The sequence below is a fragment of the Flavobacterium sp. 9R genome (assembly GCF_902506345.1).
In the GTDB taxonomy this organism is placed as follows: domain Bacteria; phylum Bacteroidota; class Bacteroidia; order Flavobacteriales; family Flavobacteriaceae; genus Flavobacterium.
In genome coordinates this window covers 2,896,215-2,912,223 of record NZ_LR733413.1, presented here as the reverse complement: position 1 = coordinate 2,912,223, position 16,009 = coordinate 2,896,215, and the positions used below count along the sequence as shown (strand labels likewise).

The window sequence follows — 16,009 nt, the reverse complement described above, 5'->3', positions numbered from 1 at the left end:
TTTTGCACCCGAAGTGAAAACCGTGATATGAGAACAAACAAACAAAAACTGCTTTTGGCAGCCAAAATACTTTTAGCTGTACTACTACTCGTGGTGGGCGGTTTTATTTTCTTTAGAGACTCGCTTTTAAACCAAGCGTTAGATAAAGTTTCGACCAAAATGACGCAACAATACAACAGTAACTTTACCGTAAAAAAAGCCTCTTTTGATGGATTAAACGGTATCGATTTGTACGATGTAGTGCTAGCTCCAAAAAACGCTGATACCCTTTTGAATATCAAAAAACTGAAAACCAGTATAAGCTTTTGGAATCTTTTTATTGGTAACATTCAATTGCAATCTTTGGAACTAAAAGAAGGATACATTCAATTGGTGAAAAAAGGAAAGGTCAAAAATTTTGATGCTTTTTTAAAGAAAGATGAAGAACTCAATCTAGAAAACTCCGATAGCAAAACCGATTATGCCGCAACAGCTTACCGAATGATTTCGAGACTGCTCAACTTGGTTCCAACAGATATGAGCATCGAAAAATTAGCTTTCAAGATTGACGATAATGGCAAAAAAGCAATTATCGATATCGAAAAACTAACTTTAGACAATCAAGAGCTCAACTCCTTAATCACGGTAGAAACGGGTACTTTCAAGCAACATCTGAGTATGAAAGGCTTGGCCGACCCAAGAAACAGAAAAGCCGATATTCGCATTTTCAATAAAGATACTGGCGCCATTCGTTTGCCTTATGTAGACGAGCGCTACAATCTCAAATCGAGTTTTGATTCGATTCATTTGAATGTTGACAACATCGAAAAAACGATGGGCGAATTCCATTTAGATGGTTTTGCTACCATAACCAATTTGCACGTAAATCACCCCAAAATTGCCAACAAAGATGTAGTAATCAAAAAAGCGCGTTTTGACTACCGTTTTCTTCTGGGTTCTGACTTTATTTCTATTGATAAAAGCTCAACACTGCAACTCAACAAAATAAAATTGAATCCGTATATGGCTTACGAAACCGAATCGGATACCATCTATAAATTGCAAGTAAGCATCCCAAAAATGAAGGCACAAGATTTCATTGTTTCGCTTCCTGATGGTTTATTTACGAACTTCCAAGGGATGGAAGCTCAAGGCAATTTTGAATACAACTTGGATTTTAAATTCAATAAAAATAAACCGTATCAACTGGTTTTTGATAGCAAATTAAATAAAGAAAACCTCCGAATTACCAAATACGGCAAAGCCAATTTAACGAAACTCAATGGCGAATTTGTGTACCGAGCTATCATCAAAAACGTATTGCAGCGCCCAATTCAAGTAGGAACAGAAAATCCGGATTACACCCCTTTGGACCAAATTTCGCCCTATTTACAAAAATGTGTGCTCACTACCGAGGACCCTTCCTTTTTTCACCACAGAGGTTTCATCAACGAAGCCTTCAAACAATCGATTATCAAAAACATTCGAACCAAAAAATTTGCTCGTGGTGCGAGTACCATCAGTATGCAATTGGTCAAAAATGTATTCTTGACCCGCGAAAAAACCTTGTCTAGAAAATTAGAAGAAATTTTATTGGTTTACATCCTCGAAAACAACCGAGTGGTAAGCAAAGAGCGAATGCTCGAAGTGTATTTCAATATCATCGAATGGGGGCCAGATGTATACGGAATTGGCGAGGCAAGTCGTTTTTATTTCCAAAAAACACCTGCCGAATTAGACTTGAACGAATGTTTGTACTTGGCTAGAATCATCCCGAGTCCTCGCAAATTTATGTACCAATTCAATGACGAAGGTAACTTGAAAGACTATGCCACAAAACAGCAATTGTACCTGACCAATCTAATGAACAGACGAGGCCTACTTGCGCCAGAGGATTCCATCTACAAATCGAAACCTTTCTTCATTACCGGTCAAGCCAAATCATTCATCAAACTGCGAGTGCCAGACAGTACACAAATCCCGGTTGATTCCTTGGCCACAGAATTGCCGTTTGAATTTTAAAATAATTAAGAGCAGAAAAAATAGGCTTTCTCAGGAAACAACGGTCCCGCTTTCCGATGCAATCTTATGCCCCGAACCCCGGGCCATAAGGATTTCCACTACAATCCTTTAGATTTGCTAAATAAATTTAAATTACTTTTAATCAACAACCAAACTGACAAAGTGAACCTTCTCTTCGATCAAAGTTAGCTACTTATGCCCCGATTAGGACTTTCAACATTACTGTTGGTAGTCCCACAAGTATTGGTAGCATAATATCGGATTCTTTTTCCATTGTCTGCAAATGCAACCGTATAAGGAACTGTCAAATTTGAATAGGTGCCACTTGCAACAGCTGTCTCCAATTGCCAGCCAGAGGCGGTAACTGTTGAACCGTTAGCGGTAACTGTCGGAGCAGTTGGATTCAACGAACCTCCTGAACACAATACGGCTGGAGCTGAAATTGCTGCAATCGTTGGTGCTGCATTTACTGTTAGTGTTACAACATTACTGTTGGTAGTCCCACAAGTATTGGTAGCATAATATCGGATTCTTTTTCCATTGTCTGCAAATGCAACCGTATAAGGAACTGTCAAATTTGAATAGGTGCCACTTGCAACAGCTGTCTCTAATTGCCAGCCAGAGGCGGTAACTGTTGAACCGTTAGCGGTAACTGTCGGAGCAGTTGGATTCAACGAACCTCCTGAACACAATGCTGCTGGTGTTGAAATTGCTGCAATCGTTGGTGCTGCATTTACCGTTACCGCCAAAGTTCTCGCAGTACTAGTCCCGCATCCATTTGTTGCCGTGACACTTACATTACCATTCTGACCAGCAGAGCCTGTAGTTAAAGTAATACTATTGGTGCCCTGACCTGAGGTAATCGACCAACCTGTAGGAACTGCCCAAGTGTAAGAAAGTGCATTGGTCACAGCAGCAATTGAATAAACTTGACCAGTAACAGCAGGACATTGACCAGTAGTTCCAGATATTGTTCCAGGTGTTGCTGGCGTTGCAGGCGAAGTAGTAATAGTTACAACATTACTTTCATTATACAAACAATTAGTTCTTACTCCATTGATATCTGGAACATTTGCAGTATTTAAAGTGACTAACCTTTTAAATCTCCTTACAATGTTTGCAGAAGTTGCATTTGCAATAGCGGGTGGATCGTAAGTTCTTCCTGTTGCTCCAGAAATATTTGCATATGCACCACCATCTGTTGATAGTTGCCATTGAAAATTAAGTTGAGGATTCTGGAAAGTAGCATCCGCTGAACTGTACTGCAATGAACCTTCAATAACGGAAGGATTACCATTAGAGCATAAATTTACTGTTGTTGGTGCCGTTATGGTATTTGCATTTGCATCAAATGGGGTCAATGAGAACCCTACTTCATTTTGACCTCCATTTTCATAATAATCCAACACAAAATCGTCATCACCATCTAAACGAACCAAAACACTACTATAGTTTGTTGGTCCTTGCTCTACCCATCTATCAAATACAGAAGTGCCATTAAGCGTTAGTCGAATTCCATCATCACCTCTAAAATTTACAAAATAACAACCAGATCTTGTCGTTTTCATTCGATATCTAACCGCATAACCCTCGGTGTACATAGTAGCTCTCTGACTACCCTGTGAGAGAACAGAAAAACAAGCAGTATCACCACCGAAACCTTCAGCTATAGTCTCCGACGCTATATCATAATATCCAGCATAATTAGCATTAGTAAAAGGCGCTGGTGTACTTCCGCCAGCATTATAAATGTGTCCTCGCCATGTATTAGTACCAAATGCAGTTTGACTGTCTATATTATTTCCAATAGAGGTTAAATTAATTTGCAACCTAGCAGGTCCAGAACCATCATTAACACAACCGCTAGGAGCAGTTCCTCCTCTAGAAATTAAGACTTTTACTTGTCCTGATAAGGTAGCTGTCCAGTTAAAATCAACACCTCCACTACCAGCTGAAGTAGCTAACCCATTATTATTTGCAGCGTTATAAATTGAAACAATTTCATTGGGATCAGTCCCTCCAAAAACATTATTTATGCGAAACCGATAAGTAAATCCCTGAATTACATTTAAAAGTACAAACCTTCCAGCTGGAACATTGTTTGAAATAGTTCCAGAATTATCAATACAATAAGTTATAGTACTGCCAAATTGTGTAGCGCCTGTTGGATAAGCGCACTGCCCATAGTTTTTTGTAGAAAATAAAATTAGAAAAAACAGAAGCATATAAGAAAAAGCTTTACCAATAAAAACACTGTTCAACCCTATTCTTAAACCCCTTGATCTTTTTCTTTGATTAGTAGGAATCATCAATACATCTGCAAAAAGTAAAATTCTTTTCATAAAAAAATGTTTAGAAATTTTAAAAACAAAACTTGAAAAAACGTTAAACCAAATACAAAGATTGCGCTTACCCAAGTAAGTTAAACGCAAAAGTAACCAATATTGGCTAAAACACAAGTAAAAGCTTCATTTATAGCGCTTAAAAATTCATTTTTGTAATTAGGCAATCCTAACTAAAATTATCAAAGGGAGTTATGTGGGTATAAATCGCTATTTTTGTAAGCAAAAGACCTACAAACCCAACAATTACAAGATGGCAGCAGCACTCACCCTTCTTCAAGCTCAACACAAAATAGAACAGTATTGCGCCTATCAAGAGCGCTGTCACGAAGAAGTGGTAACCAAATTGAGAAGCATGCACCTAGAACCCCAAGAAATAGACCAACTTATTGTGCATCTTATCGAACAGAACTTCTTGAATGAGGCTCGTTTTGCTTGTAGTTTTGCCCGTGGCAAACACCGCATCAAACACTGGGGAAAAATTCGTATTACTAACGAACTCAAAATGCGCTACATCAACAACACCTTGATTACACTTGCCTTAAAAGAAATCTCAGTCGAGGAATACTTGGAAACTTTTAATGCTTTAGCAGAAAGGAATTGGCAATCCATTACAGAAAAAAATGCGCTTAAAAAAAGGAAGAAGTTTTGTGATTACATGCTTCGTCGTGGTTTTGAGAGTAACTTAGTTTATGAAAAAGTAAAGGAATTGGAGCATAGGAACGCGGATGACGCGGATTTTTTATAGTGACTAAAAATTTAAATCTTTGGCTAAAAATTTAACCGCAAGGCTCGCAAAGATTTACGCAAGGGACGCAAAGCTTTAAACAATTAACTATTAACCGATTAAACCCTTTTTAAAATCCGTTTCATCAGTGAAATCCGTAGCAAAATTAACCGCAAGGAGCGCGAAGATTTACGCAAGGGACGCAAAGATTTAAATAATTAACTCTTTAAAATCTGTGGAATCTGCGTGCAAAATTTAACCGTTAAGTTCACAAGAAAAAACATATAAGTCACCCAAGTTTTTCTGAATAGGCTGTGTATTTTGAACCATATAAGACAAATAAGGGCATATAAGTTTTGGTTGAGCGTTACAACAATTGGAACACTTTTACTTTGTGCGGCTTCGTGACTTCTTCGTGTTTCTTTGTGGTGAAAAGATTTAACCGCAAGGAACGCAAAGATTTACGCAAGGGACGCAAAGTTTTAACCGATTAAACCCTTTTTAAAATCCGTTCCATCAGTGAAATCCGTGGCAAAAATTTAACAGCAAGGCTCGCAAAGATTTACGCAAAGGGCGCAAAACTTCAAACAATTAACCATTAACCGATTAAACTCTTTTTAAAATCCGTTCAATCATTGAAATCCGTGGCAAAAAATTTAACCGCAAGGAGCGCGAAGATTTACGCAAGGGACGCAAAGTTTTAAACGATTAATCATTAACCGATTAAACAGTTCAACAAATTTTACAAACTCAACAACACCGAAACAGCATTGCCTCCAAAACCAACGGCGTTAACGAGCACCTTACGGATTGTTCTTGAATCGGAATTTTGATTAAAAAAAGGAGTGGAAATAAACTGATTGTGTTGCAGCATCAAAATGGCCATTTCAACACTCAAGATTCCTGAAGCACCAAACGTGTGGCCTATTTTCCATTTATTGGTAGTAAGTAGTGGCAACTGCTTTCCGAAAAGTTTTTCAATGGCACGATATTCTGTCAAATCCCCTTTGATTGTGCCTGGCGCGTGCATTACAATAGCATCTACTTCGGATAAAGGTGTGTTTTGCAAAGCCATTGTCATCGATTTTTGAAAACAAATGGCTTCTGCCGAAATTGAAATGTTATGCTCCAAAATTTCTGTGGCGTAGCCAATGCCTTCAATAAAAGCCAAGGCATTTTCTTTCTTTCCTAATTCTAAACAACATACTGCCGCACCTTCACCCAAAACCATTGTATTTTGCTTTTTATCCAAATCCAAAGCACGGTTGGGGTACTCTTCTTTACTTTGAGTATAAATCTTCAAAGCACGCATTTGACCTATCGTAAAATCAGTCAATGGTGCTTCGCTACCACCTACCAAAAATTGATTTGCCATTCCTGCTCGCAACCAAGCGACTCCGTTGAGCAAAGCATGCAAAGCAGTAGAACAAGTAATGGAATGTGAAATTTCGGGACCGGTAGTTTGCAAATCATGCGCTACCCAAGATGAAATATTCCCCAAAGTAGTCGTTGGTGAAGCTAAAGTTTGAGCTTTGCCCGTCGTTAAATATTCCTGAAAATGTTTTTCGAACAAATCGGTGGCACCTCTTGAAGAGCCAATGTTGATACCAAAACTCCCTCCTTTTTCCCAACCTGCCTGGGCCATCGCTTTTCTTGCAGCTACCATAGCATACAACACCGATTTATCCAATGATTTGTACTTTATATCCGTTTGTTGTAAAGCCAAAACTTCTTGTTGTGAAGCGGAATTCAAAGCAGCCACGCAAGTATTTTGATGGTCTAAAAACTGCTCAGAAAAACAAGTGTTAGGATGTTGATAATTTTCCCAAATGGTCTTCGGGTCATTGCCCAAAGGGGAAATGGAGGACAAGGCGGTTATAGAGATAATTTGTGACAAAATAGACGATTGTAATTTAACCGCAAAGGTCGCAAAGAATTACACAAAGTCCACAAAATATTTAAAAATCTATACAAATTGATTTTAGCTATACGTATAAATGGAACACGGATGACGCGGATTTTTAATATAAAACACAGATGGCACAAATTTGCACAGATTGAAATTGAAAGACAATCGGTGTGTATTTTATCCATTGGTTTCTGTGGCTCTTAAAAAAATGGAACACGGATGACACAGATAAAAACGGATTAACACGGATTTTTTTATCTATTATTGAAAAACAAACACAGATTTTCCAAAAGCACAACACTTTGCGAACATAGCGATTTTCCTTTGCGTGCCTTGCGGTTAAAACTAACAACCTGATTGGTAAGCGGATAACGCAGATAAAAACGGATTAACACGGATTTTTTTATCTATTATTGAAAAAACAAACACAGTTTTTCCAAAAGCACAACACTTTGCGAACCTTGCGATTTTCCTTTGCGTGCCTTGCGGTTAAAATGTCTATATTTTTTTTCAATTTGTATCAATTCGTGGAATTCGTGTTTAAAAACTACACGATTTCCAAAGCACTTTCGACCACTTCATACACTTTCTGCAACTGCGCATCGGTAATGACATAAGGTGGCAAAATGTAAACTATATTCCCAACTGGACGAAGAATTACCCCATTTTCAATAAAAAAATTATAAAGAGTATTACGCAAAGAGCCGTAATAACTGGCAGCGCCATCGGTTTTGATTTCCAAAGCGAAAATTACCCCAAAAACTCGTGTAGTGGTCACTTTTGGATGGGTTGCTATATACTTTTGAAAGTCTAAATGGCGTTGATGAATGCGCTGAATGTTGGACTGCATCGTTTCGGTTTGTAACAATTCGATGCTGGCTAGAGCAGCAGCGCAACCCGTTGGATTCGCCGTAAACGTATGCCCATGAAACAAGGCTTTATTGATATCATCATCATAGAATGCATCAAAAATGGCAGTAGTGAAAGTCGTAATCGCCATAGGAATAGTTCCACCAGTCAAGGCTTTAGACAAACACATCATATCGGGTAAGGTTTTCAAATAATCGCAGGCAAAGTTTTTTCCGGTTTTCCCAAAACCAGTCATCACTTCATCGGCAATGGTCAATACTTGGTTTTGTTTGCAAATTTGAATCAAGTTATCCAAAGCTTCGGGTGCATACATCACCATTCCAGCGGCACCTTGTATTAAAGGTTCGAAAATAAAAGCCGCACAATTTTTATCGGTGATTGCTTTTTGAAGAGCTGCCATACTTTCCGCTTCCTTTCCTTGCACTGGAACAGGAATCCGAACGACATCAATCATCATTCCTTGAAAAGCTTCGGTAAAGAAAGAAATTCCACTCGCCGCCATAGCCGCAAAGGTGTCGCCATGAAAAGCATCTTCAAAAGCAATAATTGTTGTTTTTGAAATCCCTTGGTTAAAGTTATACTGCAAAGCAACTTTTATCGCAATTTCGACAGCGGTAGAACCATTGTCTGAAAAAAAAAGTTTTTGCTGATTGCTAGGTAAAATTTCGACTAATTTCTCGGATAAAACTACAGCGGGTTCGTGCGTAAAACCTCCAAAAAGTACGTGCTCTAAGGTAGTAAGTTGTTTATAAATCGCATCCGCAATAAACCGATTCGAGTGACCATACGGATTGACCCACCAAGAAGCAATGGCATCAATATATTCTTTACCACTTTCGTCCCACAATAAGGCCGCTTCGCCACGGACAATTCCGACTGGTAAAGCCGCTGTTTTATGTTGAGTGTACGGATGCCAAAGATGTTTTTGGTCTCTTTCTGTAAGCTTCATTGTTTCAGAAGAAGGAATATTTGTTGTATTCATAATTATAAACTCAATAATTGCTCTCGAAACAAATCGGCATATTCTGCAATTACATTCGTATCAAAATAGGGTTCTTGGTTAATTCGTCCAATACATTTCAATCCTGTTTTGCTTAAAATTATCGATTCGGTTGCTTGATTTTCATCTCCAGAAAAAACGATTCCAGCCACCACAATGTTTCGGTTTTGCAACGCCTCGATAGTCAACAACGTATGATTGATACTCCCCAAATAATGACGGGAAACCACAATCACTTTGTAATCGGGCTGAATCAAATCGGCAATCGTATTAGTTGTGTTTAGAGGAACTAAAATTCCACCAGCGCCTTCTATCACCAAATGATTTTCAGTTAGTGGCTCTTTAATCTGAGTAACATCAATGGTGATTCCATCTATTTCGGCTGCATAATGCGGGCTTGCGGGTGTATGCAAAGCATAACTGTTGGGATGAAAAACAGTCTTTTGATTGGACACGTAGGCCTTTACTTTATGACTATCAGAATGATCTAAATCGCCTGCCTGAATGGGCTTCCAATAATCGGCTTCTAAAGCTTGAGTAATGATAGCGGCTGCAACGGTTTTACCAACATCAGTACCTATTCCTGTAATAAATAATTTCATATGTGTAAATTTTATTTTTAAGCGGTCACATATGTTATCGCCTTTTTATATATGGGTGTTTGCTTGCGCAAACTTCTAGTTATTGGCGATTTCATATTCTAAATTGCCACGGATAAAACGGATGGAACGGATTATCGCTGATTTTTTAAATTAACTTTTCTATCGTTTGTATATATAACACGTTTAAATTCTGGCTCTTCGCCGAAGTTCAGCAACAATCCAACTTCTATTTCAGTTGCTTTTAAATAGTTCATTATTTGTGCCATATGTACATCCATCAACATTTCAATTGCCTTTAATTCTACTATCACTTTATCTTCAACTAACAAATCTGAAAAATACTCTCCAACAAGTTGCTTTTTGAAATATACTTTAATTTGTTTTTGAGCTTCGACTTTAAAGCCTTTTTCTTTTAATTCAAAATACATAGCATTCTGATATACTTTTTCAAGGAATCCAGAACCAAGTTCATTATAGACTTCATAATAAACTTTTAAAATTGCTTCGGTAATACCTCTGTGTAATAATCCCGCCATAAACTTAATTTACATCTGAAATTAATTGAATCGGTGACAAAAATAAACCACAAAACTTTATGTTTTTTATTTTTTTAAAACCATAAGCCATTATCTTTTCGATTTATGGTAAACTTCCTGAAATTAAACCACAAAATATAAAAGTAATTTTCAGTGCTAATCAGTAAAATCCGTTGAATCCGTGGCAAAAAAACTGTATTTAAAGTTCGCAAAGAATTTACAAAGTTCACTATGATTGCAACACAAAAAAAGCAACCCGAAAGTTGCTTTACTATTTATTCTTCTTTTAACTCGTCTAAAACGGTTCGGATTTCTTTGGCGTATTTTCCATAATAATAGTGTACCCACCATTCTAAAGCTACCCCCATGAACAACATACTAAACAAAACCGAAACAAAGAGTGCTATACTATTGGTACTATCGGTAAATAATGTCGCGCCATTAGGCAATTTAAAATATAAAACCCCAACCAAAAACAAAATCATAAACGGTGTTAAGGCAAACCCAAAGGTCTTGTAGAGTTCCATATTTAAGCGGATGTCAAAATAGGTTTCGTATAAATTGTCTTTAGTACTTAATGTCTTCTTATTTAATCGTTTATAAAAAATAAACAACTTAATTAGATAATAAGCACTAACCGCCACAAACAAGCTAAACAACAAATAAAAGGGTGTGATGGCTTGCTCTGGAAATCCATTTAAATAAGGCGCAAATCCTATAAAAACAATTGATACAATTTGATAAATAAATTCATTTTTCAAATTTTTCTTAATCTTATCCAGCGGTGTATTGGCTTGTTGTACTTTCTCTAATTGAGTGGGAACAACCACATTTTTTGTGTTTTCGCTGTTCCAAGCTGATTGTATATCGTTAAAATCCATATCCTTGATTTTTTATAATTTCTTTTAATTTTTCTTTGGCTCTATTTAATTTGACTCTAGCATTTCCTTCTGAAATCCCTAGGTTTTCTCCAATTTCTTTATGAGAAAATCCCTCGAGTTGGTAAAAAATAATCGCTTTGTCTATCTTATCCAATTTTTGAACGGCCCTATAAAAGTGTTCCAATTGCCGCTCTTTGATATCGGCATCTCCTTCTTCGTCGGGAATATTAGTAGATGACAATTCGTATTTGTCTACTTTCTTTTTTTCTTTTTTCAGAAAAACAATGGCAGTATTGATGGCTACTCGATACATCCAAGTAGAAAACTGACTTTCTCCTTTAAAACTATCATTGGCTTTCCATAATTGGCATATGATTTCTTGAAACAAATCTTCTTGGTCGTCTCGGTTGTCCATATACATTTTGGAAACCTTGTACAAGATGCCTTTATGCTGCTCGATTCGGGATAAAAATTCTTGCTCTTTTGTCTTCAAAGTCAAATTAGTTGGTTATGGGTTGTACCTTATATCCTGCTTTTTGTAATAATTGAATCACTCCTTTTTCTCCACCTAAATGCGCTGCTCCTACCGCAAAAAATACACTTTCGTTTTTCATCATAGCTGGCATATCTTTAACCCAATTACTATTGCGGTTGTCTAACATTACAGGTTTACTTTTCTCATCCATAAATTTAGGGTCATTAACCATTTCATAAATGGCCTTTAAATCTTCACTTTTATAGGTTTGAGTTAATAAATCGAAATATTTTTTATCATAATTACCCAACTGCTCTACCATTACTGGCGGTGAAAAAGTAGCATCCATTGCAGCAAATTGAGTCGCAAATTTCTCTAAACCTAAAATCTCCATCTTTCTTTTTTGAGCCATTTGTAAAAACTCAAATTCATACATTTTTGGATTGCAATTTAATGCTTTAAACATAATCATACTCATCAAAGAATGTAAACTGGTATGCTCAAATTGATTCGCTCCTGCTCCAACCCTTTCTTTCAAAAGAACATCTAATTTTTTATAATCTTCAGGGGTCAGAAGAGTATTCAAAGCTACTTTGCTCACACTCATTTCTTGCATCGCTTTTACTTCTGATGGGTCGTCAAAATCTAACTCTAAGGCTAATTTAGTTGATTTATCAAATGCTTTTTTTACTTTTTCTTTGATGGTAAAATCACTTTCACACATCATGTGTAAGGTTCCGTATACATAAGAAGGACGTGCTAATCCATTTCCTGAAATTTCCCATAATAAAGAATTTTCATTTGCTTTTTTGGTTTGTGCTTGTGTTGAAAAACTAAAGCTTGCTACCGTTACTAAACCTAAAATAAGTGTTTTAATTGTTTTCATGATTGTTGATTTTTTTGATTGATGATTGATTAATGATAAATGATGATTTGATTGATTTGATTGATTTGATTGATGATTGTGTTTTAGCCTACTATTTATTCTTTGTTGAGGAATTACTAGCTAACAAACAGCATGCAGTGATTAGTAATAAACCGTTTTCTGGTTTCTCAAATACAAACTCTTTTACTAGACTATAACCTAAGCTAATTCCAGCTAAAAAAAGTAATACATAAAAGATTTGGTTTTGGGATTGTGTTTTTACATTTTTCATGGGTTTTGATTTTTTGGATTGATGATTAAAACGATAGCTAAATTATTTGATTACGACTCGTAAGTAATCAACAAATAAAAACGTTACAAAATTTTTTTGTTTTTTTCAAAAAACCCAGAAAACACAAGACTTATGAAGTGTAATTTTTTTAGAGAAGCAAAGACAAACAATGTAAAATCTCCGAAATTTGAGCTTCGGTATTGTAGCTATGTAAACAAAAACGCAAGCGCTCTTGTCCGGCGGGAACCGTGGGAGAAAGTATGGGTTTTACATCAAATCCTTTGTCTTGAAGTTGTTTTGCAATGGCTTTTACATTAGAATTTCCTGGAATTATTGCCGATTGAATAGCTGATTTACTTCTAACGAAAAGCGGTTTCAAACTGAAGCGACTTTTTTCTTGATTAAAAAAATTAATTCGGTCTTTCAATTCACCAATTGCTGCTGCTTTAGCATCCAACTCCTGATAAGCATTAAGAATTGTTGCAACCGAATGCGGAGAAAGTCCTGTAGTGTATATAAAACTTCGGGCAAAATTGACCAAATAACTGCTTAAAGCCTCTGAGCCAAGAACAACAGCACCATGACAACCTAAGCCCTTTCCAAAAGTAACAATACGTGCAAAAAAACGCTCTTGTAAACCCAAAAATTGCACCAATCCTTCTCCTTTTTCACCAAAAACCCCCAACGCATGTGCTTCATCAATAACTAAATAGCAATTATGTTTTGTGGTTACTTGAACCAGTTCTTCTAAATTTGGACAGTCTCCATCCATAGAAAAAACACTTTCCGTAACTACATAAATGGTAGTGGAATGCTGATTTTCCGGAGACTGGAACTTCAAAATAAGTCGTTCCAAATCTTCAAAATCATTATGTTTGAATTTATACCTTTTGGCATGAGATAATTGAATTCCATCTCGTATAGAAGCATGGCACAATTCATCATACAAAATATAATCTCCTTTTTGAGGTACAGCACTAAAAAAACCAACATTGGCATCATAGCCTGAGTTAAAAAGTAAAGCAGATGGTGCTTGATGAAAAGCGGCTACAAAAGTTTCTGTAGTAGGATACAAAGTATGATTCCCAGAAAGCAATCGCGAACCTGTTGCTCCATTAATTATGCAATTATGATTAACTAAATATTGGTGAGTGGCAGTAAAAATAGCTTCCGATTTTGCAAAACCTAAATAATCATTTGATGCAAAATCGATTAATTGGTTAGCCAAAGGCAATTTTCTAAGCGCATTTTGCTCTTGTCTGGCGGCTAACTTTTGTTCAAGAGGCTGAGGAAGCTGTTTCATAGTCAACAAAAATAAGGACTTTTTTAAAAACACAATTCGCTTTGGTCATTTAATAAAAACAAGTAATTAGAAAAAATTACTGAAATATTCTTAACTTTTTAATAATAAAAATTTACTATAAATTTTTTTAATGTTAAAAAAAACTTAAAAAACACTAAACAACACGAAATCAATCATTTTGTTTTTTACTTTCGGAGCATGATGAAACGCTTGGCATCGGTATTTCTAATTGCCTCCTTATTTTACAATGTAATAGGGTACTATCTTCTATTTCATCAAAAAGAAGAACACCAATGGGTCTCAAGTATGCAAGAAAAAGCAACTACTGAATACCAAGTTCTTGAAGTAAACGCTTCCATTTATTCTTTTGTACAAGACACAGACTTTGAATACGTAAACCAAAACATAGAAATCAACAATACATATTATCATGTTTTTAAAAAACGTATAAAAAACAACATCCTGTACTTGTATTATTTACCAAACACGCATCAAGACAAGATAAGTTCTGAGCTCACAAACCTTGTAAATCAACAATTATTTGATGATTCCCCTTCAAAAGAATCGCCTGCAAAAAAACTATTAAAAACGGTTGTAACTGATTATTTGGTTACAAAACCTTTATCAATTAGTACACCTTCTACGCATCAGATAGCCAAAGTTTCTTTTCAAAAAACACAAATCACGAAACCAGTTTGTGGCTATTTCAATTTACCTTTTTCTCCTCCAGACTTAGTTTAATTCGTTTTATTTTATTCGATTCAAAACAAATTAAGATTACTCGATAGTGGTCATAATCTCACTGGCTACAACTTATTCAGTGCCGTGTTTTGACATCAATAAATAAAAAAGAGCTCTTCAGTTCAAAACATTTCAAATTAAACTAATCCAATCTCTATTTTCAAAAAAGTAGAGCACAGAAAACGAGACTATTATGAAAATTGTTCTTTCAAGAATGATTGCATAAAAGTTATGTTTTGCTGTAAAACAAATCATTATGCCAATACTATTACGCAAATTACATAGCTACATAACCATAATCAGTTTATTGCTGATTTCTAAAGTCGCTGCACAAGGCTGTGTTGCCGTAAGACAAATGGGGGGACAAAATATGAATGCTACCAATTCATATAACCTTGAAGAAGGAGAATTTCAAGTAGGTACGAACTATAGGTATTTTCATTCTTGGCGCCATTTTGTTGGAAAGGAAGAACAACTAGAGAGACAAACTACCGGTGGCGGACACGATGCTAACGGCAAAGAACTTGGAAACGCTGTAAACATTTATTCGCACGCCATAGATTTGAATTTTTCGTATGGACTAACCAATAGAATCCAATTAAACGCAACAATTCCATACGTACACAACGAACGATCACAAGTTTTGAGACAAACCGCTCCAACAAAAGACACCCTAAGATATAGTGTTTTTGCTGATGGTTTAGCCGATGTACGTTTAAGCGCCAATTTTTGGGCATTCGACCCTACCAAAGTAACCAAAGGAAATGTTATGATTGGATTAGGGATAAAACTTAACAACGGCAGTCACGACCGCAGAGATGATGCCCCACAAGCCAACGGCACTACTCAAAACGTAGTCATGGACCAAGCCATTCAACCTGGTGATGGCGGAGTAGGGTATACCGTTGAAATACAAGCATTCCGAAAACTATCGGGAAGACTTTATGGCTTTTTGAACGGCTATTACTTATTCAATCCTCAAGAATCAAATGGCACGTTCAAATCTGCACCAAAAGTAGGACTAGAAGGCTACGAAATTTACGCCTCACCCGATCAATATTTTGGCCGTTTAGGAGTAGTAGCTGCCGTAGATAAGAAAGAAAATCTATCCATTTCATTAGCAGGAAGATTTGAAGGAATACCTGCCTATGATGCCTTTGGAGGTCAAGTAGCTTATAGAAGACCTGGTTATGTTATTGCCATTGAATACGGAATTTCCTATCGCCTAGGAAAGCACGGCTTTAGTTTATTTATACCTTATAACATAGTTAAAAACCGCATTCAAAGTGCGGCAGACATCGCTAGTCAAAACTTACAAAATTCGGTAATCACGGACCCAAGTAAATATGTTCACGTTCAAGGAGATGCAGCATTTGCAGATTACTCCATTAACATTGGCTATTCGTATCGTTTTAATTTGAACAAAAAGTTTAGTGTTACACCCACTCCCCACTCGTAAAAATAG

General features: G+C 36.4%; 13 protein-coding genes. 4 read left to right on the top strand and 9 right to left on the bottom strand.

From position 1 onward, the window contains the following. Positions 1–27: 27 nt before the first annotated feature. Entirely contained in the window at positions 28–2,001 is a 1,974-nt protein-coding gene (locus tag FLAVO9AF_RS12940) for a transglycosylase domain-containing protein (RefSeq protein WP_159689541.1), read from the top strand. A 185-nt stretch (positions 2,002–2,186) separates the two neighbouring features. Here FLAVO9AF_RS12940 and FLAVO9AF_RS12935 read toward each other — a convergent pair whose 3' ends face one another. After that, the gene (locus tag FLAVO9AF_RS12935) at positions 2,187–4,343 is read right to left on the bottom strand and encodes a hypothetical protein (protein WP_159689538.1); all 2,157 of its coding nucleotides are present in this window, start codon (positions 4,341–4,343) and stop codon (positions 2,187–2,189) included. A 253-nt stretch (positions 4,344–4,596) separates the two neighbouring features. Between FLAVO9AF_RS12935 and FLAVO9AF_RS12930 the strand changes: the two genes are divergently transcribed. Then, positions 4,597–5,091: a regulatory protein RecX gene (locus tag FLAVO9AF_RS12930; RefSeq protein WP_159689535.1), complete on the top strand. Its 495-nt coding sequence runs from the start codon at positions 4,597–4,599 to the stop codon at positions 5,089–5,091. Between the two features lie 721 nt (positions 5,092–5,812). Here FLAVO9AF_RS12930 and FLAVO9AF_RS12925 read toward each other — a convergent pair. The 8 genes from FLAVO9AF_RS12925 to FLAVO9AF_RS12890 all read right to left on the bottom strand — a co-directional run bounded on the left by FLAVO9AF_RS12925 (position 5,813) and on the right by FLAVO9AF_RS12890 (position 13,803). Next, entirely contained in the window at positions 5,813–6,967 is a 1,155-nt protein-coding gene (locus FLAVO9AF_RS12925; RefSeq protein ID WP_159689532.1) for a beta-ketoacyl synthase N-terminal-like domain-containing protein, read from the bottom strand. A gap of 559 nt (positions 6,968–7,526) precedes the next feature. Then, positions 7,527–8,798 carry an adenosylmethionine--8-amino-7-oxononanoate transaminase gene (bioA, locus tag FLAVO9AF_RS12920; protein WP_159691103.1) on the bottom strand — a complete coding sequence of 424 codons (1,272 nt, stop codon included), beginning with the start codon at positions 8,796–8,798 and terminating at the stop codon, positions 7,527–7,529. Positions 8,799–8,833: 35 nt separating this feature from the next. After that, positions 8,834–9,451: a dethiobiotin synthase gene (gene bioD, locus FLAVO9AF_RS12915; protein ID WP_159689529.1), complete on the bottom strand. Its 618-nt coding sequence runs from the start codon at positions 9,449–9,451 to the stop codon at positions 8,834–8,836. A gap of 131 nt (positions 9,452–9,582) precedes the next feature. Further along, on the bottom strand, positions 9,583–9,987 hold the full coding sequence (locus FLAVO9AF_RS12910; RefSeq protein WP_159689526.1) for a GxxExxY protein: 405 nt from the start codon (positions 9,985–9,987) through the stop codon (positions 9,583–9,585). 275 nt (positions 9,988–10,262) lie between these two features. Then, on the bottom strand, positions 10,263–10,868 hold the full coding sequence (locus tag FLAVO9AF_RS12905; protein WP_159689524.1) for a hypothetical protein: 606 nt from the start codon (positions 10,866–10,868) through the stop codon (positions 10,263–10,265). Then, positions 10,858–11,361 carry an RNA polymerase sigma factor gene (locus tag FLAVO9AF_RS12900; protein ID WP_024979839.1) on the bottom strand — a complete coding sequence of 168 codons (504 nt, stop codon included), beginning with the start codon at positions 11,359–11,361 and terminating at the stop codon, positions 10,858–10,860. Before FLAVO9AF_RS12900 ends, FLAVO9AF_RS12905 begins: the two co-directional genes overlap by 11 nt. Before the next feature lie 7 nt (positions 11,362–11,368). Next, complete coding sequence (locus FLAVO9AF_RS12895; RefSeq protein WP_159689521.1) at positions 11,369–12,229, bottom strand: TraB/GumN family protein; 861 nt, start codon at positions 12,227–12,229, stop codon at positions 11,369–11,371. Between the two features lie 419 nt (positions 12,230–12,648). Beyond that, on the bottom strand, positions 12,649–13,803 hold the full coding sequence (locus FLAVO9AF_RS12890; protein ID WP_159689518.1) for an 8-amino-7-oxononanoate synthase: 1,155 nt from the start codon (positions 13,801–13,803) through the stop codon (positions 12,649–12,651). 198 nt (positions 13,804–14,001) lie between these two features. Here FLAVO9AF_RS12890 and FLAVO9AF_RS12885 point away from each other — a divergent pair, with 198 nt between their 5' ends. Continuing rightward, positions 14,002–14,544, top strand: coding sequence for a hypothetical protein (locus FLAVO9AF_RS12885; RefSeq protein WP_159689515.1), 543 nt, complete (start codon positions 14,002–14,004; stop codon positions 14,542–14,544). Between the two features lie 256 nt (positions 14,545–14,800). After that, positions 14,801–16,003 carry a hypothetical protein gene (locus FLAVO9AF_RS12880; protein ID WP_159689511.1) on the top strand — a complete coding sequence of 401 codons (1,203 nt, stop codon included), beginning with the start codon at positions 14,801–14,803 and terminating at the stop codon, positions 16,001–16,003. Positions 16,004–16,009 lie beyond the last annotated feature (6 nt).

What these genes read in the sequence shown, in the direction of transcription:
- FLAVO9AF_RS12880 (WP_159689511.1), top strand. Translation starts at nt 14,801, where the DNA reads ATGCCAATACTATTACGCAAATTACATAGCTACATAACCATAATCAGT.
- bioD (WP_159689529.1), bottom strand. Translation starts at nt 9,451, where the DNA reads ATGAAATTATTTATTACAGGAATAGGTACTGATGTTGGTAAAACCGTT.
- bioA (WP_159691103.1), bottom strand. Translation starts at nt 8,798, where the DNA reads ATGAAGCTTACAGAAAGAGACCAAAAACATCTTTGGCATCCGTACACT.
- FLAVO9AF_RS12935 (WP_159689538.1), bottom strand. Translation starts at nt 4,343, where the DNA reads ATGAAAAGAATTTTACTTTTTGCAGATGTATTGATGATTCCTACTAAT.
- FLAVO9AF_RS12910 (WP_159689526.1), bottom strand. Translation starts at nt 9,987, where the DNA reads ATGGCGGGATTATTACACAGAGGTATTACCGAAGCAATTTTAAAAGTT.
- FLAVO9AF_RS12895 (WP_159689521.1), bottom strand. Translation starts at nt 12,229, where the DNA reads ATGAAAACAATTAAAACACTTATTTTAGGTTTAGTAACGGTAGCAAGC.
- FLAVO9AF_RS12890 (WP_159689518.1), bottom strand. Translation starts at nt 13,803, where the DNA reads ATGAAACAGCTTCCTCAGCCTCTTGAACAAAAGTTAGCCGCCAGACAA.
- FLAVO9AF_RS12940 (WP_159689541.1), top strand. Translation starts at nt 28, where the DNA reads ATGAGAACAAACAAACAAAAACTGCTTTTGGCAGCCAAAATACTTTTA.
- FLAVO9AF_RS12930 (WP_159689535.1), top strand. Translation starts at nt 4,597, where the DNA reads ATGGCAGCAGCACTCACCCTTCTTCAAGCTCAACACAAAATAGAACAG.
- FLAVO9AF_RS12905 (WP_159689524.1), bottom strand. Translation starts at nt 10,868, where the DNA reads ATGGATTTTAACGATATACAATCAGCTTGGAACAGCGAAAACACAAAA.
- FLAVO9AF_RS12885 (WP_159689515.1), top strand. Translation starts at nt 14,002, where the DNA reads ATGATGAAACGCTTGGCATCGGTATTTCTAATTGCCTCCTTATTTTAC.